Genomic DNA, 25584 nt, shown 5'->3' with positions numbered 1-25584 from the left:
CGCACTAAGGAACGTAACATGCATAATATCATCATTCAGCTAAGCCAGCGTCTTTTACTGAGCAAACAAAAACAGAGTATACAAGTGTGTAACTTTAAAGATAATTACTACGGCGACCAGCAGTGTTACGCGGTAGAGCAGGCAAAACTAAACGATAAACCCCGCTAAGAGCGGGGTTTATCAAATGCTAGCAGTCAAATAGCGACTGTTCCTAGGCAGCCTAGCCCATGTCTATCGACACATTGCTCAAACTACCAAGGCCACTACCCTCTTGGCTATCAAGCTTTATCATTAAGCGTAAGTCATTTGCAGAGTCGGCGTTATGCATGGCTTGCTCTTCAGAAATACGGTTTTCTTTGTATAATGTATAAAGCGCCATATCAAAGCTTTGCATACCCTGCTCTTTGCCCTTCACCATCGCTTCTTTTAACATACCAATTTCATTTCGCTGGATCAAATCTGACACTAATGGCGTGTTCAGTAGCACTTCTATCGCAGCAACTCTGCCCTTACCATCAATAGTCTGAACTAGTTGCTGAGCTACAATCGCTCTAATGTTTTGACTTAAATCGAAACGTAGCTTCTGATGCATATTTTGAGGAGCCAAATGCATAATACGTTCAATTGCCTGGTTTGCATTATTTGCATGCAAAGTAGCAACACATAAGTGCCCTGTATCAGCAAACGACATGGCATATTCCATGGTTTCCATGGAGCGGATTTCACCAATTAAAATAACATCCGGAGCCTGACGCAGCGAACTCTTCAAAGCATCATTAAAAGTATGCGTATCGATACCAACTTCGCGCTGCGTGACGACACAGTTATTATGCTCATGAACAAATTCAATCGGATCCTCAATGGTCAATATATGCCCATGAGAATGCTGATTTCTATGACCAATGAGAGCAGCAAGCGATGTTGACTTACCTGTACCCGTGCCACCAACAAATAACACCAAGCCTTTTTTAGACATGATGATATTTTTAAGAATGGGAGGTAAACCCAGTTCATCTGGGTTTGGAATTTGCGTTACAATACGACGAATGACCATACCTGGTTGATCGCGTTGCCAAAAGGCACTGCATCTGAAACGGCCAACACCTTCTATCGAAATCGCAAAATTACATTCTTTTTCTGCAACAAATGCCTGCTGTTGCTTTTGACTCATTGTATCATGTACGAGTTCGAGCGCCTCTGGCTCAGTTAAATTCATTGCCGTTAATGGCGTCATACGCCCATTAATTTTAGCGCTTACTGGCATGCCTACCGTAATAAACAAATCCGAGGCACCATGCACAACCATATCTTCTAAACACTGGTGTAAACTTAACATACTTAATCCTCTACTTTACTTACATACCAATGGATGGCGATTTATCTATCGACTTAGCGGCGGCATCGTTGGCTGAGATAACACCCTTTGCAACCAGACGTTGTAAACACTGATCCATGGTTTGCATGCCGTGCTGATGTCCGGTTTGGATCACAGAATACATTTGTGGCACTTTGTCTTCACGAATAAGGTTTCTGATCGCGGGTATACCAATCATAATCTCATGCGCAGCAACTCGACCACCACCCACTTTTTTCAATAAAGTTTGTGAAACTACCGCACGCAATGATTCAGACAACATTGAACGCACCATTGATTTTTCTTCAGCAGGGAATACATCAATAATACGGTCAATCGTTTTTGGTGCTGAGTTAGTGTGCAGTGTACCAAATACGAGGTGGCCAGTTTCCGCAGCCGATATTGCTAGACGAATGGTTTCTAAATCTCGTAATTCACCCACTAAAATAACATCAGGATCTTCACGCAATGCGGAACGCAGTGCATTGTTAAAACTATGCGTATCGCGATGAACTTCACGCTGATTCATCACGCACATTTTGTTTTTATGTACAAATTCTATCGGGTCTTCAATGGTAAGAATATGCTCGCGTTTGTGCGTATTAATATAGTCTACCATTGCTGCCAGTGTCGTACTTTTACCTGAGCCTGTGGCTCCTGTAACAAGTATGATACCGGTCGGTTGATTAATTATTTGTTTAAAAATTTCCGGTGCACCTAACTGGTCCAGTGTTAGAATATCACTTGGAATTGTTCGCAACACGGCAGCCGCGCCACGGTTTTGCACGAAGGCGTTGACCCTAAAGCGAGATAAATCTTTTATTTCAAAAGAAAAATCGCATTCTAGGTTTTCTTCGTATTCTTTGCGTTGTTTGTCATTCATAATGCTGAAAATTAACTCATGCACTTCTTCGTGAGTTAGCTCATTGATATTGAGGCGACGCATTTCACCATCAACACGAATGATGGGAGGTAAGCCTGCAGATAGATGTAAATCTGAGGCTCTATTGCTTACACTGAAAGCAAGAAGTTCGTTAATGTCCACTATGGGTGACTCCAAAAAGTAGTTGCTGATGCGAACGCTGATATAAATAATTAATCTTGTGTTACTAAAATTTGAGAAACCAACTTATGACAAATCATATTGCCGAAAATCTTCTGAGCATTCGTGCTCAAATAAAACAATGTGCGGTAACGGCTGGTCGTGATGCGAACAATATTAAATTGTTAGCCGTAAGTAAAACCAAACCCGTATCGGATATTGTGCTTGCGTATGAAGCCGGACACCGTTCATTTGGTGAAAATTATGTCCAAGAAGGCGTCGACAAGATAGCTGACCTAAAGCACTTAACTGATGTCTCTTGGCATTTTATCGGCCCACTGCAGTCAAACAAGAGCCGTTTAGTGGCAGAAAATTTTGATTGGATGCATTCAGTCGATCGCTATAAAATCGCACAACGTCTGAATGAACAACGCCCAAATTACGCAAGCCCACTGAATATCTGTATTCAAATTAATATAGACGACGAAGATACAAAGGCAGGAGTATTGCCGCAGGACCTGATGCCGCTATTGTCAGATTGCGAAAAACTTAACAAATTAAGTATAAGAGGCTTGATGGCGATCCCAAAAGCGAGCAAAGTAAAATCCGAACAACTGGCCTCTTTTAAAAAAGTGCAGGATTTATTTGCCACATGCCAGCAAAAGTATCCACAATTTGATACCCTATCCATAGGCATGAGTGGTGATATACCTGCCGCCATCGAATGTGGTTCTACCATAGTAAGGGTCGGTACGGCTATTTTTGGCGCTCGCAATTAATTTTAGCGCTGTTGCTTAATGCTGGTGCTATCGACTGCACACTCATTAATTAATAACAAATGTAAAGGAGCAATATGCAAGCACGTAAGTTAAGTTTTATTGGCGCGGGTAATATGCCCAGAAGTATCATTAGTGGTTTAGTAAATGGCGGTTATGACCCCAAGCTAATCACTGCATCAAATCCATCGACGCCCAAGCTAGATGCGTTAACTAACGATTTTGGTATTAATACAACCCAATCAAACGTCGAAGCGTGCGAAGCTGGCGATGTTATTATGCTGTCAGTCAAACCACAAATCATGGCCGCAGCTTGCGCAGACCTGATCCAAAAAACATCAATTGATGGCAAAATTATGGTGTCTATTGCAGCGGGTATCACCACCGACCGTATAATTGAGATGCTGGGTAATTACGATCAAGTTGTACGCACTATGCCTAATACGCCATCCTCACTCAGCAAAGGCATGACAGGACTCTATGCGCCTGATTCAGTGGCACAACTTGATCGCGACTTTGTTGGGCACATCATGGACCATGTTGGCAAAACATTATGGGTAGAAAAAGATAGCCAAATTAACATTGTAATAGCCGCCGCCGGAAGCAGCCCTGCGTACTTCTTTTTATTTGCGCAAGCAATGCAAGATGAAGCCATACAAATGGGATTAAACAGTAATGACGCGCGCTTACTTGTGCAGCAAGCACTGCTGGGCAGCGCTGAAATGATTTGTCACAATCCAAGCCTTGAATTAAGTGACCTGAGAGCCCAAGTTACATCTAAGGGCGGTACAACACACGCGGCAATTTGTGCCTTCCAAGAAAACAATTTAGAAGCGATTGTAAGCAAAGCTATGCAGGCTGCTGTTGCAAGAGCTGTAAAAATGTCGTCTGACCTTTAACTTAAACGGAATCCAAAATGTTAGCCTTCAATAATTTAATTACGTTGTTATTTGATACTTATGCCATGATTGTGTTGGCAAGACTTTGGCTACAATGGGCGCGCGCTGATTTCTACAATCCCTTGAGTCAGTTTGTAGTCAAGGCAACCCAGCCTGCTGTTGGCCCATTGCGCAGGGTTATTCCGTCTTTGGGGAAATTCGACACAGCCACTTTTGCGTTTGCATTTTTAGTAATACTCACCAAGTTCATCGTGGTTTTTGTACTTACTGACTCAATGTTCCCGGTCCTACCCACTATAATCTTAGTATTATTTGGCTTACTTAAGAGTGCTTTTTGGTTACTGTTCATTGTCTTAATAGGCAACATGATACTTAGTTTTGTTCCTAATGTCGGGCCTTCAGTTCGCGTTGTGTTACATCAACTTACGGATCCTTTATTAGCACCTATTCGTGGTTTCTTACCTTCCTTAGGTGGTTTGGACTTCTCTCCTCTTGTGTTGATTTTAGCAATTCAGTTTGCATTAGATCTAATCGGTCAGTACTTACCGTACTTAATGTAAACATAGGAAAAGTTATGAGATATTCAGCCAATCAGCAGTATCCAGCAAGAGCGTGTCGCGGCTCAATGTTCCTAGCGCTATTGCTTGCTACTTTTTTAATGCAAGCGACAGCTAGCGCGGAAGAGAAAACTCAGTTGGGTAGCTGGGACGTGCATCATATAGTGTTAGCCACTTCGTTTTTAACTCCCCAAATAGCAAAAGCAAACTCGATAGTGCGCAGCAAATTTAATTCATTCGTTAATATTTCTGTGTTAGATAGCGATGACAAGAAGGCGCAAAATGTTTCTGTCACCGGCACGGCAAGAAATTTATTGGGCAATACAAAAAAGCTATCATTCAAAAAAGTGGTAGACGGAGAGGCCATATACTACTTAGCCGTTTTCTCACATGCGAATAAAGAAAGTTTCCGTTTTGAAATCAATATTCAGCAGGGTAACGAAACCCAAATACTTAAATTGCAGCAGTTAATGTATGTAGACTAGAGGCTAGTAGACACATTAGCTTAACACCACGGTGAATTAACACTGGAATAAGAAGGCGATTATTTAACATATTATAAACAGTCGCCTTTTTTATATATTTTAGCGCTAAGCTTGCTGTGCCCGCTTAAATACTAACTCCGTAGCGGTGCTTTCTGACGCATTATACTGATAGCCAACACTATCAAAGTTTTTCAATGCTGTTGCACACGTAATACGATTTTCAATAATATAACGTGCCATTAAGCCGCGTGCCTTTTTCGCGTAAAAACTGATGATTTTATACTGTCCATTTTTCTCATCTTTGAAATGAGGAGTGATGATGGTCGCGCCAAGTAGTTTCTTTTTCACCGAATTAAAATACTCGTTACTCGCTAAATTTATCAGGATGCTACTGCCCTTTGCATCAGTAGTTACCGCTCTACTAGTTTCATCGCTCGCGTCTTTAAGTGCTTTATTCAATTCTTGGGTAATCGAGTTACCCCAGAATTCATACAAGGATTTACCGCGCGTATTTTCGAGCTTAGTCCCCATTTCAAGACGGTAAGGTTGCATTAAGTCTAACGGTCGCAGCAAACCATACAGTCCAGAAAGAATACGTAGATGTTTTTGCGCAAACTGAATATCATCCTCGCTTAAGGATTTTGCATCTAGCCCGGTGTAAACATCACCGTTGAAGGCAAATATTGATTGGCGCGCATTCTCAGGCGTGAAAGGGGTAGTAAAGCTGGAAAATCGTTCAGCATTTAATATCGAGAGCTTATCGCTGATATGCATTAGACTCGCTAAATCACTTGGCGCTAACTTTTTGCAGGTCTTCACCAACGCTTTAGCGTCACCCAACATACTAGGTTGAGTAAACGCTTGGATAGGCAATGAAGATTCGAAATCAAGATTTTTCGCAGGGGAAACGATCATTAACATAATAACTTTCTGTCCTTTTTTGTTCTCTTGTATAACACATGGGGGCAATTTCATAAATGTCTATGTCCTCACAATATAATATAAAAACAAACAATCTGTTATAGCCAGTTGCCACGACAATCGGTAATCTAGACACATTATTTAAACTAAGGCATAAAAATGACAACACAACTTGAATCATTGCGCACGCTAACAACTGTGGTTGCTGATACAGGCGACATCGAGGCGATTAAAAAATATCAACCAGTGGATGCCACAACTAATCCTTCATTACTGCTCAAAGCCGCTTCATTGCCTCAGTACGCGGAATTAATCAAAGAGTCTGTTGCATGGGCAAAGACGCAATCAAATAACGCGGCACAGCAGCTTAACGATGCTAGCGACAAACTGGCCGTTGCAATTGGTAAGGAGATTGTGGCGGTTATTCCTGGCCGCATTTCAACCGAAGTAGACGCTAGATTAAGTTTTGATACAGCTGCAACTCTAAAAAAAGCGCATAAACTAATTAAATTATATGCCGATGCTGGTGTCGACAAGTCTCGCATTCTGATTAAGACCGCATCTACTTGGGAAGGCATAAAGGCAGCAGAAATTTTAGAAAAAGAAGGTATAAACTGTAACTTAACCTTACTATTTAGCTTCACTCAAGCAAGAGCCTGTGCTGAAGCGGGTGTATTTTTGATTTCGCCATTTGTTGGCCGTATCCTAGACTGGTACAAAGCAAGCACCGGTAAAACAGCGTATGCCGGTGATGAAGATCCGGGCGTTATTTCTGTGACTGAAATCTATAATTACTACAAATCTTATGGTTATAAGACGGTCGTTATGGGTGCAAGTTTCCGAAATATTGACGAAATACGTTACCTTGCTGGCTGCGACCGTTTGACTATTAGCCCTCAGTTGCTTGAAGAATTATCTAACGCACCGGGTGAAGTAAAACCTTATTTAGTGGATCATGGCAAAGCAAAAAATGTCGGTGATAAAATATCAGAAGCCCAATTTAGATGGGATATGAACGAGAATGCAATGGCAACTGAGAAACTAGCAGAGGGTATTCGGAACTTCGCAGCGGACCAAGCTAAGTTAGAAATACTGCTGGGGAAAATGCTATAAACACAAATGCTGTTTTAACCGTTAATATTTTTATAATAACTGTGTTCACTGAGGTTCAATAAAAACAAGCATCTTGTGTTCACAACGAAACGACTTAGCAGGCAATTCACAGAATCACCCTGTTAAGTTTTAAAACATAGGGCACGCCTAAATCAGACTCATGATTTTTTGCTGTTAGTCTGACTATTGGGTGCCTTTTGCGTGCCTTTTGTATCTTGATCAATAGACTAAATTTAAAAATTGGAGGCTCAACTGTGGAACGTATTCGTCATACCCAAGCATGGTCAACACTCGAAGCACTGTCAGCCGGTGTAAAACGCCAACATATGCGAGATTGGTTCGCTGCTGACAAAAATCGTGCAAGCAAGTACACAACCAACGCTTGCGGCATTACCCTTGATTACAGTAAAAACCGGGTTACCGAAGAGGTATTAAAAGCTCTTTTTGAGCTTGCCGAACAACGTCAAGTGAATAAGAAAATTAATGCTATGTTTGCTGGTGATCTTATTAACACCACTGAACATCGTGCTGTATTGCACACTGCATTAAGAAACTTTTCTGGTAATCCTGTAATGGTTGATGGCGAAGACGTCATGCCGAGTGTTTTAGCCACCTTAGACAAAATGAAAGCGTTCACACAAAGCGTCCAATCGGGCGCGCACAAAGGCTGCACTGGAAAACCAATTAAGACCGTAGTTTGCATCGGTATTGGCGGCTCATTCCTTGGTCCCAAAATAGTCACTGAAGCACTCAAACCGTATAAAAACAAGGTGTTGGATGTGCGTTTTGTGGCCAATGTTGATGCATGCCATATTCAAGACGTTTTATCCGAATGTGATTTTGAAGAAACCTTGTTTGTAATGTCATCAAAGTCATTTAACACCCAAGAGACACTGCAAAATACGATGACTGCAAAAGCATGGTTTTTACAGCAAGGTGGCACTGAGGCTGATATCGCTAAGCATTTTGTTGCGGTGTCCTCAAATGTAAAAGCCGCAACTGACTTTGGCATGGCTGCTGACAATGTATTTCCAATGGCTGATTGGGTAGGTGGTAGATATTCGCTTTGGTCTGCAATCGGATTACCTATCTGCCTTGCAATTGGTTTTGATAATTTTAGGCAAGTGCTGCAAGGTGCTTACGAAATGGATGAACACACCAAAAAGGCTCCTTTTGAGTCAAATTTAGCGGTGATATTGGCCGTATTAGGCGTTTGGTACCGTAATTTTATGGGTGCACAGTCACATGTGTTGTTGCCTTATTATCATTATCTCAGAGGTTTTCCAGCCTACGTGCAACAACTTGACATGGAAAGTAATGGCAAGACAACCACACAAAACGGCATGACTGTTGATCACGGCACAGGTCCTATTATTTGGGGTAGTGAGGGCACCAACGGCCAACATTCATTTCACCAGTTGATTCACCAGAGTAACTTACCCATCCCTGCTGACTTCATGTTGCCGATTAGGGTACAAAATCAAGATGACACACATCATGCAATGTTGGCTTCCAACTGTTTTGGTCAAACTCAAGCCTTGATGCAAGGAAAAACATTTGAAGAGTGTTACCAAGACTTAGGTGATGAGGGCTTGTCTGATGAAGAACGTGTAAAGTTAGCTGCGCACAAAACAATGCCAGGAAACAAACCCAGTAATACGCTTTTGTTTGAGCAACTTGATCCCAAAACACTGGGGGCACTGGTCGCTTTGTATGAGCACAAAGTATTAATACAAGGTGCTATTTGGGATGTAAACTCATTCGATCAATGGGGTGTGGAGCTAGGCAAAGTGTTGGGTAACGATGTATTAAATGTCATTCAAGGTAACAAGAGTGATGAATATTTAGACGCGTCAACTGCGGCACTAGTTGCTCAATTTAATCAGGCTCAAAAAAATAAATCGTAAAATAAGTCGCTGTTCATGTCATGAAAATGCAACTGCAGGTTAACAAATAGTTAATTAATGTGTTTTAATTTTGCAACGCCTATGGTACATATTAATAACGAGCGCAGAGTACAGATGCTCTTCATTGAGTTAGTTGGTTATGTAGTAAACGGTTTCGATAAGGAGATACACGTGGAAAGAGCCGAGTTAATGTCAATAATCGATACAGAGTCCCGTCCAGTTAAAACTAAGAGCAAGAAGCGAAAATGGAGAGAGATTGAAGCAATCCAAGACAAATATAAACTCGACAGAGAATTATGCGATTTGGATACTAGCCTAGAGAACGAATTAAACGAAATGATGCGATAACAACCGAAAATGCCACCCCACAGATTGTATCTTAGGGTGGCATTTTTGTTTTATACTCAATCAATTTTATATACACTCGACTAATCCCGTCCAGCAACGCACATAGCGGAGCTTAGTAAATTCGAGCTAAAAATCTACGCGACCTGATTTTCAACAGAAAAGCGCCTTATCATTTATTAAGGGCGCCAATCGATTTGCGTCTTTGCTAATGACTTTAAAATCCGGTTAGTTATACTGAAATGCCTACACCCAAAAAAACCTCGATATGCGGACAATGGTGACGGATGAACAGCGGTCAAAATAGTATGACGTTGTTTATCAATTAGCGTTGATTTTTTCTGCGCTGGGGCACCCCACAGTAAAAAAATCACATTATCAAATTCGCTGTTAATGGTTGAAATAACGCCGTCAGTAAACTGCTCCCAACCTACATTTTTATGTGAATTCGCTTGTCCCTGCTCTACCGTTAACACTGTATTTAGGAGTAACACGCCCTGTTGGGCCCACTGACTTAAGTTGCCATGCTCTGGCGTTTCAAAATGAGCAATATCAGTAGCGAGTTCTTTGTATATGTTGCGTAAAGAGGGCGGAATTTTATTCCCTTCTAAAACCGAAAAACACAAACCATGCGACTGATTCGGGCCGTGATAGGGGTCTTGTCCCAAAATCACCACTTTCAAATTGGCCGGCGTGGTTAGTTTGAAGGCATTAAATACATCAGCCTGCACAGGGAAAATCACCCTGCCAACAGCACGCTCATTATCGACATGACTAAGAGCGCTTTGCATACCTGCGCGCAAAGACACGCGCACTGGCTCTGTTGTATTACCTTTATCTGCATTATTGCTAACACTCTGTGCAAGGCATTGCTGCAGATTATTAATACCAAAAAGCGCCTCCCAAGTCTGCATGTAAGCCACTCCTTAACTTACTTATTTTAAGATGGAAAACATATGCGACTTAAGCGCTTCGTAGCTATTCTCAATATCCACGGAAAACTCTGGTTTACCCACACAATCAGCTAGCGGTTGCGGCAAGCTAATGGGTTGCCCCAATACATTTTCAACCGTTTCTCTAAATTTAGCAGGATGTGCTGTGCCCAAAAACACGCCGACTTCATCGGCAGCTAAAGAGCGTGACAATGACCGGTATCCAATAGCTGCATGCGGTTCTGATACATAGCCTAAGCTTGCTAATTGACGCATAGCTACTTGCGTATACTCTTCGTCAACCGCTTCGCCTGTTAGACAGTCTCTATTTATATAGCCCTGCTCAATCAACGCTTCAATACGAGGCCAGTTATTTGGCTGACTAACGTCCATTGCATTTGATATGGTGGCTATCGTGGACTTAGGTGTCCATTCACCCGTTTGCAAATAACGCGGTACAGTATCATTCAAATTAGTCGCTGCAATAAAACGCTTAATTGGCAGCCCCAGTGACTTAGCAATCATACCTGCTGTTAGGTTGCCAAAGTTACCGCTGGGTATTGAAAATACGGCTTTGTCTTGTTGCTTTTTGGGTAGCTGCGCAAGTGCTTCAAAGTAATAACAAACTTGTGCAAGCAGACGACTAATATTAATTGAATTCGCGGAATTTAAGTGTAAGCCCTCACGCACTTCAGGATCATCAAATGCCGCCTTCACCAATTGCTGACAGCCGTCAAAGTCACCTTCGATAGCAACAGTGTGGATATTACCACCCAGCGTAGTGAACAGCTTTGCTTGTAGCGGACTAATTTTGCCTTTAGGGTACAAAATCACAACTTGAATATTGTTAATGCCATGAAATGCATGAGCAACCGCAGCACCGGTATCACCAGAGGTGGCGGTTAAGATAGTAATTGGCTCACCTTGACTAATATTAGCTAGAACTTGTGCCATGAAACGTCCGCCAAAGTCTTTAAAGGCCAGTGTTGGACCGTGAAAAAGCTCTAAGCTATAAATGTTCTCAGTCACCGTCACTAATGGCGCACCAAACTGAAATGCGGTAGTGACAATTTTGCTCAACAGGTCATCGGGTAACTCATCACCAATGAGTTGCTTAAGTATACGAATACTCCTTTCAACAAATGGCAAAGCCAATACTTCATCAATATTATCAAAAGGAATAATCTCCTCAGGAAAATATAATCCTTGGTTTTTACCCAAGCCTTTTTTTACCGCTTGGGCAAAATTTACTTTATCACTCGCATCTTTTAAATTGACTAAATTCACGTCTGAAACCTTTGTTTTTTTGTTCGGCTAATGGCTTAGTTAGCAATGCACGTTATTGTTACATGCCGCCTTCGCTATTTTCATTCTGTCGAATTAAACACCTTAGGTAATAAGAGTTGTGCCTTTATCACCTAACTGACAAATATGGCTAAAGCCATCACTGTTCTGAACATACTCTTTTTCTAACCATGCCTGCATGATTTTTGCTTCGTCAAGTTCTCTGGCGATAGCAAAAACAGTTGGACCCGACCCTGAAATACCGAATGCCAATGCATTGCTGTTCATACAAGCCTCGCGCGCATCATCAAAGCGAGGCAATAGCACTTTTCTATGTTGTTCAGCAATTACGTCAGTCATCATTTTCGCTGCTAGCGTTTCATTTCGGGTATAAAGACTATGTACAAAAACGCTAAGTTGACGACCAAAATTAAGCGTATCAGATAATGCATATTGTTTAGGTAACAATCGCCGAGCTTCAGCCGTCGAAACCGTCTTACCAGAGTAACACACGACCCAATACCAGTTATCAAAGCACGGCAGTTTAGCAGCAACCGGTGAGGCCTGGCCAGTCATCAAGACAAGTCCACCGATATAACTCGGGGCCACATTATCGTAATGCACGCTACCACTAATTTGACCTTCTAATTCGCCCATCATAGTCAAAAGAGCATCTTCAGAAAACGCCTTACCCGCATGTTCATTTAACGCATAGAAAGCAGCAACGATCGAACTCGCGCTTGATCCTAATCCGCTACCGATAGGTAGCGCTTTGTGCAAATGTAACTTAACGTTGAGTTGCGCTTTATGTATAGATGTTAATTTATTTTGAAAAAAAGTATAGCACTTGGTCACAATATTGTTTTCAATGCCGGGGGGCAGTCTATCGGCAAAGTTACCATCCACACTGAGTGAAAATACATCAGCGTCGGTTACCTCAACCCAGTCACCTAGTTGCGTACCATCGATAGGTTGCAATGCTGCACCTAGCAAATCAAAACCAAGGCTGACATTGCCAATCGATGCGGGTGCAAATGCTTTTGTTGTTTTTGGAGTCATTATCCGAAATCCTGAGTCCAAGGCATTGTGCGAAGTACATCAGCAAATACACCTGCTGCTGTTACCGTAGCGCCGGCCCCATAGCCGCGAATAACAAACGGAATAGGCTGGTAATATTTGCTATGAATAGCGAGTGCATTCTCACCGTCTTTTACTGTCGCTAAGGGATGATTAAGCGAGACGGCTTGAATAGAAACTTTACATTTATTCTGTTTAATTGAACCAACATAACGCAACACTTTACCTGCCTCTTTCGCACTATTTACTCTGGCCTTTAAGTTTGCGTCCAACGACGGTAAATTGGCGAGGAATGTATCAATAGTGCCTGTAGCATCGAAGTTAGGCGGTAAAACAGATTCAGTTTCAATGTCACAAAGTTCCAACTCCATGCCGGATTCACGCGCCATAATAAGTAGTTTACGCGCCACATCCATGCCGGATAAATCGTCGCGGGGATCAGGCTCTGTAAAGCCATTCTCTTTCGCTATTAGGGTTGCTTCGGATAAGCTCATGCCCTCATCAAGCTTGCCAAATACGTAAGACAGTGAACCTGATAATATACCCTCAAAACTTTCTAGCACGTCGCCCGCCGAGACTAACTTTTGCAAGTTATCAATGACTGGTAAGCCAGCGCCTACCGTGGTTTCATAAAGATATTGTCGGTTAGTTTTCTGCATAGTACGTTGCAGTTTTTTATATTGAGCCATGGATGCCGTATTGGCTTTTTTGTTTGGCGTAACAACATGACAACCTGAATTCATCATTTCCACATACAAGTCTGCAATCGACTCGTTACTCGTGCAGTCAATAATCACTGGGTTTACTAAGCTGTTGTCATTCGAGAACTGATGAATACGAGCGACAGAGAATGCTTCATCGGCTTTCTCTAACTCAGCATTCCAATCTGAGTTTAAATCAATGCCGTTGTTATTCAGTAACAATCTTCGACTGTTAGCGACACCAAACACTTCTAGCCTAATATTTCTAGCCATCAACGCCGGTTGTTGCTGTGCAATTTGCCGAAGTAACTCCTGACCAACATTGCCACACCCTACCAAAAATGCATCAATGGTATGCTTTTTAGTAAAGAAATTTTGATGTATCACTTTTACCGCTTTCTTGGCTTTCGAGTTTTCAATCACGGTACTTATTGACCTTTCTGACGAACCCTGTGCAATTGCTACATTATTCACTCTAGCTTGCGCTAAGGCGCCAAAAAACTTTGCCGCCATTCCTTGTGACTGACGCATACCATCACCAACCAAGGTGACAATAGCGAGTTCTCGGCGCACTTCAATTGGTTCGAGTAGTTGATTAATGAGTTCAAGCGCGAAGCTGTCTTCTAACAACTCTAGCGCACGGTCAGCATCCTTATTCTGAATACAAAAACTGATACTGTATTCAGATGAACTTTGGGTAATCAGACTAATTGAAATATTACCCGTAGAAATGACATCAAAAATCCGGCTAGCCATACCAACCATGCCCTTCATACCTGGCCCTGCAATGTTAAACATCACTACATTCTCAAGGTGAGAAATACCTTTCACACTTGTCCATTTCTCGCTTGCTTCATGGCTAATTAAGGTACCCGGCGCGCTTGGATTTAAGGTGTTGCGGATTAAACAAGGAATGCTGTATTGAGCAATAGGACCGATGGTTTTTGGATGCAGTACTTTAGCACCAAAATAAGACAGTTCCATGGCTTCTTGATACGTTAATTTATCCAGTAAAACAGCGCCATCTACTTGATTAGGATCCGCATTATAGACACCATCAACGTCGGTCCAAATTTCGCAGCAGGTAGCATCAATGCAGGCTGCTAATATTGCGGCAGAGTAGTCCGATCCATTGCGACCTAGTGTGACCTTTGCGCCGAGTTCATTAATCGCAACAAAACCAGGCATGATGATGAGAGAGGCGCCACTGGTATCGACATCAGAAAAACGGGCTTTGCTGGCGCTTAAGTCGGCAATACTGTCAAGATAATCACCGTGGGCGATAATATAATCGACGGGATCAATGATGTTATTGCGGAGCCCCTTTGCATTTAAAATTTCGCTAAAAATACGCACGCTAACATATTCACCCAAACTCAAGATGGCCGCGGTGATTTGATCAGGACATATTTTTAATAGTGCAATGCCCTTGAGTTGCTGCTCAAGGACCGATAGCTTTTCAGTGATAAAATCGCTAAGAGGCTGATAAGAAAAATTATCTAAGCTCTCGTTCAAATCGTCAGCAATCGCATGTAGGGTCATGTTTAACTTTGCGAAGAGCTCTCCGTAGTCAGCACCTGACTGAGCTTGCTCACATAGTAACGAAAGAGCATTAGTCACCCCTTTGGGTGCAGATAACACGACGGCAGCACCTTCTGTTTGGTGTGTATCGGTACTAATCTCTAGCACGCGCATATACCTAGTTGCGTCAGCGAGACTCGAACCACCAAACTTTAAAACCTTCATGTATCTCTCCTTTACTTAAATGAGCTTATATTTGCCACATACAAAAAAACCCGCTTTTGGCGGGCTTTCGTTAACTGCTTAATACGCAAAAGCTAACGACTGCCCCTTAATGGCATGGTAATCATCATACTGGTCATTGTTTGCATCATGCTTGTGGTGATGATAATTGCTACAAAATGACTCACAGCACTATAGGCTGCGCGAGGTAATTTATCACTGGCATGGCTAGTTATATTGACGTTTTTTCGTGCAATGTTAACCATGCGTAGTTCAACCCTCTCAGTTTAACTTTTTTGTCGTTAGTTTTATTCTTATTTTATGCGCTCAATTTGCCGTATAGACGTCTATATGTCAACCTTGATTTTAGGGAAAACGGAATATTTTTGATCATTTCTTTTTAACTTGGGAAATTAGCAAACTGTGGGAATTTTAATTTTTTCATACATTTAGCTTAAATTCGCATTATTGTTCTGATCAAAATTAGCAATTTAGCTGGGAATTTTGCAATTTTTTATTTTATCCCGTCGATTTGTATATTCAGTGAAATTAGTAGTTTCTGAAACCTAGAGATTGGATATGCTCAGATTCTCCACCAGCATTTAACAATGATGTTGATGGAAATTGAAATGTGATTTGCTCCTGTCCCTAGGTAATCCCCCCATTTTTAATGGAGTTCTGGTGACAAACGTTATTATAGATTGGGAATAATAGTTATAGATTGGGAATTCTATTATAGATTGGGAATTTGAAGCGTTAATTAAAAGCGAGCTTATATTAAGTTCGCTTTTTTTGTGGGTCGGTTTCAGAAAACCTGATGATGGTTAAATGTGGCTCATGATAATTAGGACTGCTTAACTGCAAAGAAGACATGCCCCGTTCATATTTGTTTGGGCAGTTTTTGTTATAAAAATAAGCTGCGGCGGGCCAAAACTACCAATCAAATTTTACTCTCACCGACAATAATAGAATAGTGCTGAATCGATATTTTAAGGGCTAACTAGGGCTTACAGAAGAGTCGTTGATGGAGTCTTTTTTTGGCAGACTTTAATACCAAGTACCCTAGCTCGAACTATACTGATTGCTATATTGTCAACGTGTATTAGTAACAATATCCAATGCATGGAGTGTTTAATTGCAGGTCAATAGCTTCTACTTGCGATATGAACCTTGTATCACTTGTTAAACCCGTTTCCTCCAAAAAAGCTTTAGCATTTTTAACGTTCTGTTTAGCTAACGCTTTATACACAAATAAACTTAATTCCCACTTTCTACTTATATCAATGAGATATGATAGATAGCGCTTAACGATATCAATATCGTATTTAACAGCATTTACAGAAACATTGTATTCAATCCTCTTAATCCAATTTACGCCTGTCTTAAAATTTGCTAAGTCTTGCAACAGTAACCAATCAAAAACTTGTGAATACTGAGATGGCGTAATGAAATCATAGAAGTTTGAGCCTGAAAACTCTGGATTAGAAAAACTATCGTTTGTATTGGCAAAATACCAATCAATGGCGTAGTTGAAGTCTCGTCTTATTAACGCAGAGAATATTGCCTCTTTCTGCTTTTTTGCTTCGCCAATTTTTGTATTGTTTGCCAACCATTCAGCAACTGATATCGCATCAACCGCAGCCCACCTTCGAAAGAACAATTTCTTTAACTCTTCATCTTGTTCAGCCCAAATTATCGGTAATAATTGGCTAAAGTGGCCCGAAGTGTTGCTGCCATTCACCATGCCATAAAATGCCTCTACGGAATTTTTTTGCAGTTCCTTCGCAGCTAGCAAGGCTTGTGGAAAATCTTTGGCTGACCAATGTCGAAAAAGCAATGCTAAATAGTCTGAGCGATATTGTATTTGTGTTGATATATATTTAAACACTTCAGCGGGTGCATTTTTTGACCAGATAGTAAAAATGCTATTCATAACAACTTGCTTGTTGACGGGTAATGCTAGTGTATTCAAGCTCTCAATGCTCAATTCAATACTAAACGCAGGTGAAATTTCAGCCATTCTAGCTAACAGCATAATGAATATTAACGATTTATCGTCCGCAGAAATATTCTCGAAGCTGTCTATACTGGCAATTAATGGTACTAAGTCTTGTTGTGACATTTTTGACAAGCTTTGATAAATCAATATTGCCTGTTGTGTTGAATTATCATTGGATATCGCCCTTACTAAGTTTTCGGGTAAATTCGTTTCTTGCGAGTCATCTGCCCTGCGCTCCAGTCTGTCAGCAGGATTATTAATAATGCGGGAGTCGCTTTTCTGTATATGTAATTCGCTAGCCTTATGCTCTTTTAAGGTGCCTTTTGAATGTAATATGGCATAAATATTACCCAAGTATGCACCGATTAGCAGTGTTATCAATGACAGCCCAACATAGATGGTTTTTCTCATAGTCCACCAGCCTCATATTGGGCATGCCTTTCACGCCACTCCTTTGAGAACTCGGAATTATCAATGAATTCATCTAATAATTCAGGGGCTTCACGCCGGATGGTATTGAACAACTTTGAGCTTATTGTAAATCGCTGATTTTTATCTTGAACCTCTTCGTAATGCTCCATTACGAACTCATTGTCTTCACCTACAAGCCATGACAATAATTTCCCGATTGCATAATTACTATGTTCAATGGGTAAGCTCTTTGCCCACGCTAACATTGTTTGAGAGCTATAGTTTTTTCGGCCACTAAAGAATACCGTGTCAATCGCCATTTTCTTATCATCGGTAGCGTTTTCGAAATACCAGTTGGCTGCTTTTGTGAAATCTTTTTGTACTTTAGCCATAAAAATATTTCTATATACAGATTCCGAGTAGTCTTGCTTTGTGTTGTTGGCTAACCAGTTGGCAGTCTGCTCTGGATATTTTGAAGCCATACTATCCATTACCATTTTCCTGAATACTTCATGTTCATTAATGGATATATAATCAAGCAATGACTGATATTGCTGGTATTCGTTGAAACTACTTATCAAACCGGAAATAATGTGTTGTTTTAAATGAATGTGTGCACGTGGCAAGTAGGCTTGCGCTGTTTCAGGTGATTGTTGAGCAACCTTTGCAAATACTTCATCAACAGCAAAATTCTTATTTTCTATTACTGCATAGTAATCTTTTGACAAGATCCACTCTGCAATGTCGCTGGCATTTTGATTACTTGCGTTTTTGAAAACTTGTGAGATGTGTCGCGATGTTACCCGGTCATCAGGTATCTTGAGCAAATATTCAAGCGTATCAATACTTGACTGTGCAGCCATACTCAATACGATTAGGTTCATGAGCTGGTGTTTTCCCGCCATTTTACTATTACTTAAACGCTCATAGGCACCTCGCAATTGCAAATAGCCAAAGCTTGTTAGGGTGTTACTGACTTTGGCTGAAAGCCATGGATTGAAATCAAAAAAACTGCCGTCTACCAATAAAGCGAGTTCTTGTAGACTCAATTCATCTAGCAATTCCGCAGCGTCAGTTTGCTCTGTTTTTTTCAACGGCTTTTTAGCTTGTTGAAGTTTGCTATTATTTACTTCAAGCAGAGTTAGAGGATGACTTGGTTGTGATGGCTCATAGCTAAAGAAGCTAATAAAAAAACTCACAAAGAATAGAGTGATTAATACAACAATTTTCATTTTTAATCGGATATTATGCCCCCTAATCCTTAATTTAATTCGAAAACTATATCAGAAAGTTAATACGGTAAATTGCTGCTGTGGTCGTCTTTACGTAAATTCGCTGCTTTTTGCGTGTCGATATTCACTCCCTTATCTTTTAATTTTCTGCGCAATCCTGAAAGCTCCAGAGAAATGTATGTAGACTCATGAATGGCGTGTGTGATAGAGAATGCAAACATGGCGATAAATATTAACCAATTGTGCAAAAGAACGTCAGATAGTATTAAAAGTGCAAATAAAATGGAGAAGCCAATAGCGGATGTTGCTCTAACTATGATTGGCGTTTTTACTTTGACATCGAAATGAGCGCCACAATTCGGACACGTTAGTTGTATAGGAACGCTAAAAAAACCTCTCCTTAAAATACATGTCCTAAAAATTCCAATCTTGAACGAATGAGAGTTGCATTCAGAGCAATCCTTTTTCATTAATTAGTCCCTTCCTTTAACTCCGCCCTTGTCAAATTACATAATTAATATTGAGAAGTAAAGCTTTGCAAAAGTTAAGTAATCGTAGAGGGTGTATTTGTTTGCTTGGTGCTAATCTATTGTTCAGTCCCATACACGAAATGTAATATGTCTCCTTCTGCCCACTGGAGACATACAGGTAATAAAAAGTACGGTTTGTTTTGAACGTTTCTCCCAATCTATAACATTAGCCTTAAATAAATTAGTTGAATTTCGGTTACTTTTCCCAATCTATAATTATATTATCGAAGTTAAAGAATAGGGCATCCAGAGCGATTAATTCCCAATCTATAATATCGCTGATCATCTGGTGATCAGCGACACTATAGATTGGGAATAATAGTTATAGATTGGGAATTTTAAGTTGTAGTTAAAAAATGTCTACAGATTTAGGGGAAGATCACTTCTCTGAGGTTCGAAGACAATATTTCAATGATATCTTTTAGCTCCGGTTCTTCCTCGCTTCCTATAAGAACGGAAAACAAAGTTTCAAGAATCTTAGGGTTATTTTCGAATGTTTTTGACTAGGTAGCGGGCACCCGACCCTGCGATTACCCTCCATTATCTGGAATTATCTGACTTAATCATTTTTGATTTTTATCCAATCTGTTATTATGCAAAAATAAAAGATAGCTTATATTTAATCAGGAAAAAGTATGACAACCAAACAACAAATAAATGACGACGAAGGTCATGTTCATGGTCCAAATTGCAACCATCAGCATCACCACGAGCCACAAACGCCGATTATTAGGGAAGGCGCTAAAATCGGCCGTAACGATGTATGCCCCTGCGGCAGTGCTAAAAAGTACAAGAAATGTTGCGGAAATAAGTAAGAGCAGCAACGCTTAGGTTCTCAGTACCGCTGTAAATGGTGAGTCAGGCCATTTACAGATTAGTATTAATATCTCAGATTAGAATAAGCTCACTCTTTGACCCGCCCTAATTAAAGGTTTTTATATATCGAGATGGAAAAATCGAAGCTTCATTTTATTAAACAATTAACTGCGTTGTTAGCGCCACTTAAGCCATCTCTAGCGCAACTTAAACTGCAGAAACTCAAGCTGATCATTCATGTTGGCACACCAAAAACTGGCACCACCAGCTTACAAACCTACCTTAATAAAAAACAACGCAAGCTCAGAGGAAAAGGGATCCTTTATCCACATAATCTTGATAAATTACAGAACACTGCAGCACCAAAACACCAATGGTTTGAGAAGAATTTAGTGACGATAAATTTGGACAGCTTGCTAGAAAATTTTAGGAATATAATCTCACAAGTTAAAAGCGACACCCACACCATTATATTGTCATCTGAAGGTATTTATAATTACTGGTGGGATTTCCCTAGCCAATCAAAAGATATTTTAGGTGAATTGAGTAAACGCTTCGATATTGAAGTCTGGGTGTGGTTTCGTGAACCCTTAGGTTTTATTGAAAGTTACTACAAACAATGTATTCGCAACCCCCAAGTTGTCGGCAACCCATGTTATGGCAAAGACTTATCCTTTGCTGAAATGTTAAATATTAACTGGTTTTTTCAACATTTAGATTATCAAGGCTTCGTTACAGAATGCCAAACAGTGTTTGGTAAAAATAACATTTCAGTGTTTAAATATGAAGGTGATGTGGTACAAGAAGTCATACGGAAATTAGGGCTCGCGACTCCTCATGACAATCCGACTCCGAGACAAAATAATAGTGTAAATAGTGCTTCAATAAAATTACTAAGAACCATAAACCACTATAATATGAAAGCAAAAGACAAAACACGTTTGATGCCTCACTTAAAAGCAATCAATGCTGTGCTTGAAAATTATGCAAATGACATATTGATTGATGAAGCATCTAAAAAAAGAGTCCTGCAGTTATTTAAGCCTATAAATTTTTAATTTTACGATTTAAAACACGCGCTCTTCATTACCTTCTAATTACATATTAAGTGAGTCGAAAAGGTACTGAAAAACCTCCTCTCGATTTATTTCATTAAAGTTCTCATGCAGGTTTTCTTCATAATAACGGTATTGAACTAGCGGTGACTGGATACGTTCCATTTGAGTCTTAGTGAACTGAGCGTCTGCCAGATGATCCATTCCAGCAATGGCCACAGCTAGAGGATAATCTGCCCAGTTCGAGAGTTCTATTGCTAGTTTTGCTTGGGCCTGTTGGGAGACCTTAGCGAAACGAGGAGTGGCAAATCCGCCTCGCAGTCCAGAGTCGATGTCTTGCTGATGTCGCTTCAACACTGCTTGGTCATGAGTCAACTGGCTCAAATCAATTTTTAATGAAACTGGCAAAGTGGGAAAAAATTTTGCAAGTATATTTACAATAAATGCTGGAATAGGTGGACCCGTCTTATTCTTGAGCCAAGGTGAAGAAATTCCAAAACCGCGGATATTTTTTTGGTTTTTGTCTAAACTTAACCCATAGAGCAAAGCGATCAGTCCACCCATCGAATGGCCAAAAATATAGATTGGAAGATCCTGAGTATCGTTTTGTGAAGCGTTAATGAGATCATGGATATGCTGTAAATAAGCATCAAATGTTTTAATATCAAGTAAGTTTCTTTTACCCGCATTTATTTCGGCATAGGTTCCATGGCCTGGAAGATCGATGGCATGCAGCTCATACCCCTTCTGATTATAGAATTTGGCTACCACATTCCAGTCCCCCGAGTGAGCCATTCCGCCATGGATCGCGATAATTATCCCCTTAGTCGTCTGCGCTGCATTCCATTTGCGAACGAGAAGGGCCTCATCGTTTTTGGTGGGTAGAATGTACGTACTGTTTTCGCCAAATGAATGAGTAGTCATAAATATCTCGCCTCGTGAGCTTGGTTATCGTCGTGGTCATGCTGATTTTCGTGGTGTTGTCGACGTTTTAGGGTATAAAGAATAAACGCTATCCGAGATCGATACAACAGAACTGACTGCGGACAATAGGGACTTCATGCAACTAGCAACTCAGCGCGCGAACACGAGACAGGCGGCATTACTGACCTATCTTCCAGTATCCAATTGTTTCAAGTCATCAGAGTAAAAAAAACAGTTAATACCTTGTGTTTTTCTTATATTGTCCCAAGCTATATAGTGAGAACAATAAAAAACGTAATCAAAGCAAAGAGGAAAACCTATGAAAATAAATGTTTCAGGTCACCACTGCGATATCTCCGAGTCAGCTAAAGAAGATATTCAGCAAAAATTCTCAAAAATAGAGAGCCATTTCCCTACCCTTATCGCCGTAGATGTCATTGTGACTAAAGAGCACAGAGAGTACAGCGCCGAGGTTGCCACTAAATATGAAGGCAGCAGTATTGCAGTAAAAGGCAAAAATGACGTCATGTATCCGGCCGTTACTCAAGCCATTAAAAAATTAGATGCCGCACTTAAGCACCGAAAAGGCCAATTAAAAGGCGATTTACATGATAAACCGACAGTGACCACACCAGAAATTGCTCATGAAATTATCCAAGATATGGATCTAAGCTAAGTCATCTCCATGTGGTAAACGCGCTCAGGTTAAAGCTAAGAACTTGAGCGCAACACTAGAGAAAACGTTCATAAGAAAGTTATGCTGATAGTAAAACTACCCCCCGCCTAACCGACTAATCGATACAAGTTACCACTCAAAAAACAGATTCGCGCGTACAAAAGGTAATATTATTAAATGTAAGGCCACTGTATTTGACCACCCGTGCGCGCAGCATTACTTCCGAAAATCAAAGGATAAAAAGTGACAGAGGTCATTCTAGGTAAGCCACAAATCTCTCAAGAATTAATTGAATTTGACAGAGAGTTTTACGATATCACAAAAAAAATCAATATTTTGAGCGCAGTAAATCCGACTAATTTTGACCAGCAAAAAGAAACCTTTTTTGATAGTCACTTTTCAATTGAGCCTGAGTTCACTTATGAGGGAAGTAAATTAGACGTATTTGCAACCAAAAGGAGGTTGCTAAACTTACCTCTTGAAAAGGTCGTTGATGAAGACCTTACGGAAATTTATTTTGACACCATTAATAGCTATTTAGACAAAGTAGATCAATTCAACTCTATTGGCACGAGTGACTTCATATATGATTCTCTTCGGTATTTTGGTGAGCCAACACAAAAAGACATCGGTAACGCAAAATTCATCCTGCATTTACCTGATAATCTAAATGAGGAAAATGAGGACGCTTTAGTATTTGAGGAAATCAAAAAAATATTAGTCGATTTTGCTGGAAAAAATGACTTGCCCTACAATCTCAAGATCGAAGAAAACATGCTCGCAAATGCGCTAGTATCCGGCAACACACTTAAATTAAACAAGAACGCAAAGCTTTCTCTAAGTGACACCAATGCCTTGGCACAACATGAACTTGGCGTGCATTTAGTGACCACATTAAACGCAAGACTGCAACCGTTAAGAATACTAGAAATAGGTAACCCGCTGAATACCATGACGCAAGAAGGTTTGGCTATTTTAAGTGAATACTTGTCCGATAACTTAACCATCAAACGTTTGAAAATATTGGCCTTGCGGGTAGTCGCAGTGCAATCCATGATAAAAGAAAAAAGCTTCAGAAGAAGTTTTTTAATGCTCAAAGAAGAATATGGCTCGAGTAACGATATTGCCTTTGCGGTATGTTCACGCATATACAGAGGTGGCGGTTTTGTGAAAGATTATTTATACATGCAAGGTTTTCATAAAATGCTGAACGCGTATGAAAACGAGCCGAACTTCAATTTGCTATTTGCGGGTAAAACATCGATTGATTATTTACCGCAAATTAGCCGATTGATAACTAAGGGCATGTTACATGAGCCTCAGTATGTGTCTGATATATTCAAAAATCCAAATAGCTTAAGCGAAATTAAACAATACATTGCGCATGCGATAAGATAAGGCATGCAATAAAAAACGCTTAAGAATCGAAACGTACTACTTCCGTTTAGAAGTATTGCGTTTCTTCGCTTTAACTTTATCACCCGTAATATCTGTTTTACTCACTTTGTTGGTTTTACTAGGACGCCCACTCTTTGAGATGCTTTTCAACAAGCTTTGACGGTTGCTTACTTCAAAGCCTTTCTTTACGACTCGCTTAATAGAAGTACCAATAAGCGTCTCAATGCGACTTATCGTGCGTTCTTCTTCACGACTGACAAATGAAATTGCGTTACCTGAGTTTCCAGCGCGACCCGTACGACCAATCCTGTGAACATAATCTTCAGGTAAATAAGGCAGATTGTAATTAACCACAAAATCCAAACCTTGAATGTCTAGTCCTCGTGCCGCAACTTCAGTTGAAATTAACACTTGAAGCTTGGCTGACTTAAAATCTGCTAGTGCGCGGCGACGTGAGCCCTGACTTTTATCACCGTGACAAACTGCTGCCTCAATTTTGCTTTGTTTGAGTGCCGCCATGAGTTTGTCGGCTTGCTCTTTTGTACTCGTAAAAACCAATACTTGAAACCAATTTTGTTCTTTCAGCAAGACCTTAAATAAATCAATTTTGCGTGATTCTTCAACCGGGTACATTACATGGTTTACTGTGTCAGCAGCTGCATTAGCTCTACTCACTCGAATTTCAGTGTGATTGTTTAGGATCTTGTGGCACAACTCGTTTACTGCCGGCGAACTGGTTGCAGAATATAAGAGAGTTTGGCGTTTTTTCGCCGTGTGCTGCATAATTTTACTCACATCAGCAATAAAGCCCATGTCTAACATGCGATCAGCCTCATCAAGCACAACAAACTCGGCGTTCGCCAAAGTCACGTTATTCAATGCCATGTGCTCAAGTAAACGACCAGGCGTTGCAATAAGAACATCAATCCCTTGTTTTAGTTTGCTCATCTGCCCGGCCATTTTCACGCCACCGTATAATGCGGTTACGGTTAATGCCGTAAATTGAGCATAACTACCGATAGCCTCGGCAAGTTGCTCAGCAAGCTCTCTGGTTGGCGTTAAAATAAGCGCTCTTGGGCTACTTGAAATAGTTGCTTTAGGCGTATCAAGCATTTGCTGCAAAACAGGCAGGCCAAAAGCAGCTGTTTTACCGGTGCCCGTTTGGGCATGCACAAGCAAGTCTTTACCACGACGCGCTTTCACCATCGATAATTCTTGAACAGGCGTCATTTCGCTGTATCCGCAAGACTCGATAGCTTGCTCAAGTGATGGATGTAAGCCTAAAGTTGAAAATTTCATGTGGGGTCCTCTGTAGCAGTTTTCTGTAATGTAGTCGTTTAATGGCATGAAAGACCAATAACCACTGGCTACAGTCAAAAAATGAATGCGGAATATACAGTATTTTAT

24 protein-coding genes are annotated in these 25584 nt (G+C 40.6%); 12 read left to right on the top strand and 12 right to left on the bottom strand.

What is annotated here, in order from left to right; genetic code table 11:
- Positions 1–18: 18 nt before the first annotated feature.
- Positions 19–168 carry a hypothetical protein gene (locus tag CXF81_RS19930; RefSeq protein WP_157825567.1) on the top strand — a complete coding sequence of 50 codons (150 nt, stop codon included), beginning with the start codon at positions 19–21 and terminating at the stop codon, positions 166–168.
- Positions 169–220: 52 nt separating this feature from the next.
- Here CXF81_RS19930 and CXF81_RS13845 read toward each other — a convergent pair whose 3' ends face one another.
- Together CXF81_RS13845 and CXF81_RS13840 are read right to left on the bottom strand one after the other, a co-directional pair.
- Positions 221–1336 (bottom strand): PilT/PilU family type 4a pilus ATPase, encoded by a 1116-nt coding sequence (locus CXF81_RS13845; protein ID WP_101181929.1) that lies wholly within the window; start codon positions 1334–1336, stop codon positions 221–223.
- A gap of 19 nt (positions 1337–1355) precedes the next feature.
- Complete coding sequence (locus tag CXF81_RS13840) at positions 1356–2399, bottom strand: type IV pilus twitching motility protein PilT (protein ID WP_101181928.1); 1044 nt, start codon at positions 2397–2399, stop codon at positions 1356–1358.
- A gap of 86 nt (positions 2400–2485) precedes the next feature.
- Between CXF81_RS13840 and CXF81_RS13835 the strand changes: the two genes are divergently transcribed.
- From CXF81_RS13835 to CXF81_RS13820, 4 genes are all read left to right on the top strand, one after another.
- Positions 2486–3175: a YggS family pyridoxal phosphate-dependent enzyme gene (locus tag CXF81_RS13835; protein WP_101181927.1), complete on the top strand. Its 690-nt coding sequence runs from the start codon at positions 2486–2488 to the stop codon at positions 3173–3175.
- A 74-nt stretch (positions 3176–3249) separates the two neighbouring features.
- Entirely contained in the window at positions 3250–4071 is an 822-nt protein-coding gene (gene proC, locus CXF81_RS13830) for a pyrroline-5-carboxylate reductase (RefSeq protein ID WP_101181926.1), read from the top strand.
- Between the two features lie 17 nt (positions 4072–4088).
- Positions 4089–4631 (top strand): YggT family protein, encoded by a 543-nt coding sequence (locus CXF81_RS13825; RefSeq protein WP_101181925.1) that lies wholly within the window; start codon positions 4089–4091, stop codon positions 4629–4631.
- A 14-nt stretch (positions 4632–4645) separates the two neighbouring features.
- The gene (locus CXF81_RS13820) at positions 4646–5113 is read left to right on the top strand and encodes a DUF4426 domain-containing protein (RefSeq protein WP_101181924.1); all 468 of its coding nucleotides are present in this window, start codon (positions 4646–4648) and stop codon (positions 5111–5113) included.
- A 105-nt stretch (positions 5114–5218) separates the two neighbouring features.
- On the opposite strand, the gene yaaA is transcribed toward CXF81_RS13820, so the two are convergent.
- On the bottom strand, positions 5219–6034 hold the full coding sequence (yaaA, locus tag CXF81_RS13815) for a peroxide stress protein YaaA (protein WP_101182045.1): 816 nt from the start codon (positions 6032–6034) through the stop codon (positions 5219–5221).
- Positions 6035–6193: 159 nt separating this feature from the next.
- Between yaaA and tal the strand changes: the two genes are divergently transcribed.
- From tal to CXF81_RS13800, 3 genes are all read left to right on the top strand, one after another.
- Entirely contained in the window at positions 6194–7147 is a 954-nt protein-coding gene (gene tal, locus CXF81_RS13810; RefSeq protein ID WP_101181923.1) for a transaldolase, read from the top strand.
- 254 nt (positions 7148–7401) lie between these two features.
- Positions 7402–9054 carry a glucose-6-phosphate isomerase gene (gene pgi / locus CXF81_RS13805; RefSeq protein WP_101181922.1) on the top strand — a complete coding sequence of 551 codons (1653 nt, stop codon included), beginning with the start codon at positions 7402–7404 and terminating at the stop codon, positions 9052–9054.
- Between the two features lie 171 nt (positions 9055–9225).
- Positions 9226–9402 carry a DUF3545 family protein gene (locus tag CXF81_RS13800; protein WP_006015476.1) on the top strand — a complete coding sequence of 59 codons (177 nt, stop codon included), beginning with the start codon at positions 9226–9228 and terminating at the stop codon, positions 9400–9402.
- 176 nt (positions 9403–9578) lie between these two features.
- Here the strand turns inward: CXF81_RS13800 and ung are convergent, their stop codons facing one another.
- The 7 genes from ung to CXF81_RS13770 form a co-directional block, all read right to left on the bottom strand.
- Complete coding sequence (ung, locus tag CXF81_RS13795) at positions 9579–10190, bottom strand: uracil-DNA glycosylase (RefSeq protein WP_232771941.1); 612 nt, start codon at positions 10188–10190, stop codon at positions 9579–9581.
- Positions 10191–10334: 144 nt separating this feature from the next.
- The gene (gene thrC, locus CXF81_RS13790) at positions 10335–11618 is read right to left on the bottom strand and encodes a threonine synthase (RefSeq protein WP_101181920.1); all 1284 of its coding nucleotides are present in this window, start codon (positions 11616–11618) and stop codon (positions 10335–10337) included.
- A gap of 102 nt (positions 11619–11720) precedes the next feature.
- Positions 11721–12674: a homoserine kinase gene (gene thrB / locus CXF81_RS13785; RefSeq protein ID WP_101181919.1), complete on the bottom strand. Its 954-nt coding sequence runs from the start codon at positions 12672–12674 to the stop codon at positions 11721–11723.
- Positions 12674–15139: a bifunctional aspartate kinase/homoserine dehydrogenase I gene (gene thrA, locus CXF81_RS13780; RefSeq protein WP_101181918.1), complete on the bottom strand. Its 2466-nt coding sequence runs from the start codon at positions 15137–15139 to the stop codon at positions 12674–12676. Before thrA ends, thrB begins: the two co-directional genes overlap by 1 nt.
- Before the next feature lie 92 nt (positions 15140–15231).
- On the bottom strand, positions 15232–15402 hold the full coding sequence (locus tag CXF81_RS19925) for a hypothetical protein (RefSeq protein ID WP_157825566.1): 171 nt from the start codon (positions 15400–15402) through the stop codon (positions 15232–15234).
- 836 nt (positions 15403–16238) lie between these two features.
- Positions 16239–17546 (bottom strand): hypothetical protein, encoded by a 1308-nt coding sequence (locus CXF81_RS13775; protein WP_101181917.1) that lies wholly within the window; start codon positions 17544–17546, stop codon positions 16239–16241.
- Positions 17543–18778 (bottom strand): hypothetical protein, encoded by a 1236-nt coding sequence (locus CXF81_RS13770; RefSeq protein WP_101181916.1) that lies wholly within the window; start codon positions 18776–18778, stop codon positions 17543–17545. The genes CXF81_RS13775 and CXF81_RS13770 overlap by 4 nt, the downstream gene beginning before the upstream one ends.
- A gap of 1165 nt (positions 18779–19943) precedes the next feature.
- On the opposite strand from CXF81_RS13770, the gene CXF81_RS13760 reads away from it, so the two are divergent.
- Both CXF81_RS13760 and CXF81_RS13755 read left to right on the top strand, forming a co-directional pair.
- Complete coding sequence (locus tag CXF81_RS13760) at positions 19944–20123, top strand: SEC-C metal-binding domain-containing protein (RefSeq protein ID WP_101181914.1); 180 nt, start codon at positions 19944–19946, stop codon at positions 20121–20123.
- Between the two features lie 132 nt (positions 20124–20255).
- The gene (locus tag CXF81_RS13755; RefSeq protein ID WP_101181913.1) at positions 20256–21182 is read left to right on the top strand and encodes a sulfotransferase family protein; all 927 of its coding nucleotides are present in this window, start codon (positions 20256–20258) and stop codon (positions 21180–21182) included.
- Between the two features lie 39 nt (positions 21183–21221).
- Here CXF81_RS13755 and CXF81_RS13750 read toward each other — a convergent pair whose 3' ends face one another.
- The gene (locus CXF81_RS13750) at positions 21222–22103 is read right to left on the bottom strand and encodes an alpha/beta fold hydrolase (RefSeq protein WP_101181912.1); all 882 of its coding nucleotides are present in this window, start codon (positions 22101–22103) and stop codon (positions 21222–21224) included.
- A 319-nt stretch (positions 22104–22422) separates the two neighbouring features.
- On the opposite strand from CXF81_RS13750, the gene hpf reads away from it, so the two are divergent.
- Together hpf and CXF81_RS13740 are read left to right on the top strand one after the other, a co-directional pair.
- On the top strand, positions 22423–22779 hold the full coding sequence (gene hpf, locus CXF81_RS13745) for a ribosome hibernation-promoting factor, HPF/YfiA family (protein WP_101181911.1): 357 nt from the start codon (positions 22423–22425) through the stop codon (positions 22777–22779).
- Positions 22780–23022: 243 nt separating this feature from the next.
- Positions 23023–24177, top strand: coding sequence for a flavohemoglobin expression-modulating QEGLA motif protein (locus CXF81_RS13740; RefSeq protein ID WP_101181910.1), 1155 nt, complete (start codon positions 23023–23025; stop codon positions 24175–24177).
- 36 nt (positions 24178–24213) lie between these two features.
- On the opposite strand, the gene CXF81_RS13735 is transcribed toward CXF81_RS13740, so the two are convergent.
- Positions 24214–25476, bottom strand: coding sequence for a DEAD/DEAH box helicase (locus CXF81_RS13735; RefSeq protein ID WP_101181909.1), 1263 nt, complete (start codon positions 25474–25476; stop codon positions 24214–24216).
- Positions 25477–25584: the final 108 nt, after the last annotated feature.

Origin of the sequence: Glaciecola sp. 33A (assembly GCF_002836745.1) — a bacterium.
In the GTDB taxonomy this organism is placed as follows: Bacteria; Pseudomonadota; Gammaproteobacteria; order Enterobacterales; family Alteromonadaceae; genus Glaciecola.
Note: the sequence above shows the minus strand (reverse complement) of the source record. Positions and strands in the feature narration are given on the sequence as shown.

What these genes read in the sequence shown, in the direction of transcription:
- CXF81_RS19930 (WP_157825567.1), top strand. Translation starts at nt 19, where the DNA reads ATGCATAATATCATCATTCAGCTAAGCCAGCGTCTTTTACTGAGCAAA.
- CXF81_RS13845 (WP_101181929.1), bottom strand. Translation starts at nt 1,336, where the DNA reads ATGTTAAGTTTACACCAGTGTTTAGAAGATATGGTTGTGCATGGTGCC.
- CXF81_RS13835 (WP_101181927.1), top strand. Translation starts at nt 2,486, where the DNA reads ATGACAAATCATATTGCCGAAAATCTTCTGAGCATTCGTGCTCAAATA.
- proC (WP_101181926.1), top strand. Translation starts at nt 3,250, where the DNA reads ATGCAAGCACGTAAGTTAAGTTTTATTGGCGCGGGTAATATGCCCAGA.
- CXF81_RS13825 (WP_101181925.1), top strand. Translation starts at nt 4,089, where the DNA reads ATGTTAGCCTTCAATAATTTAATTACGTTGTTATTTGATACTTATGCC.
- CXF81_RS13820 (WP_101181924.1), top strand. Translation starts at nt 4,646, where the DNA reads ATGAGATATTCAGCCAATCAGCAGTATCCAGCAAGAGCGTGTCGCGGC.
- yaaA (WP_101182045.1), bottom strand. Translation starts at nt 6,034, where the DNA reads ATGTTAATGATCGTTTCCCCTGCGAAAAATCTTGATTTCGAATCTTCA.
- tal (WP_101181923.1), top strand. Translation starts at nt 6,194, where the DNA reads ATGACAACACAACTTGAATCATTGCGCACGCTAACAACTGTGGTTGCT.
- ung (WP_232771941.1), bottom strand. Translation starts at nt 10,190, where the DNA reads ATGCAAAGCGCTCTTAGTCATGTCGATAATGAGCGTGCTGTTGGCAGG.
- thrB (WP_101181919.1), bottom strand. Translation starts at nt 12,674, where the DNA reads ATGACTCCAAAAACAACAAAAGCATTTGCACCCGCATCGATTGGCAAT.
- thrA (WP_101181918.1), bottom strand. Translation starts at nt 15,139, where the DNA reads ATGAAGGTTTTAAAGTTTGGTGGTTCGAGTCTCGCTGACGCAACTAGG.
- CXF81_RS19925 (WP_157825566.1), bottom strand. Translation starts at nt 15,402, where the DNA reads ATGGTTAACATTGCACGAAAAAACGTCAATATAACTAGCCATGCCAGT.
- CXF81_RS13775 (WP_101181917.1), bottom strand. Translation starts at nt 17,546, where the DNA reads ATGAGAAAAACCATCTATGTTGGGCTGTCATTGATAACACTGCTAATC.
- CXF81_RS13770 (WP_101181916.1), bottom strand. Translation starts at nt 18,778, where the DNA reads ATGAAAATTGTTGTATTAATCACTCTATTCTTTGTGAGTTTTTTTATT.
- CXF81_RS13760 (WP_101181914.1), top strand. Translation starts at nt 19,944, where the DNA reads ATGACAACCAAACAACAAATAAATGACGACGAAGGTCATGTTCATGGT.
- CXF81_RS13755 (WP_101181913.1), top strand. Translation starts at nt 20,256, where the DNA reads ATGGAAAAATCGAAGCTTCATTTTATTAAACAATTAACTGCGTTGTTA.
- CXF81_RS13750 (WP_101181912.1), bottom strand. Translation starts at nt 22,103, where the DNA reads ATGACTACTCATTCATTTGGCGAAAACAGTACGTACATTCTACCCACC.
- hpf (WP_101181911.1), top strand. Translation starts at nt 22,423, where the DNA reads ATGAAAATAAATGTTTCAGGTCACCACTGCGATATCTCCGAGTCAGCT.
- CXF81_RS13735 (WP_101181909.1), bottom strand. Translation starts at nt 25,476, where the DNA reads ATGAAATTTTCAACTTTAGGCTTACATCCATCACTTGAGCAAGCTATC.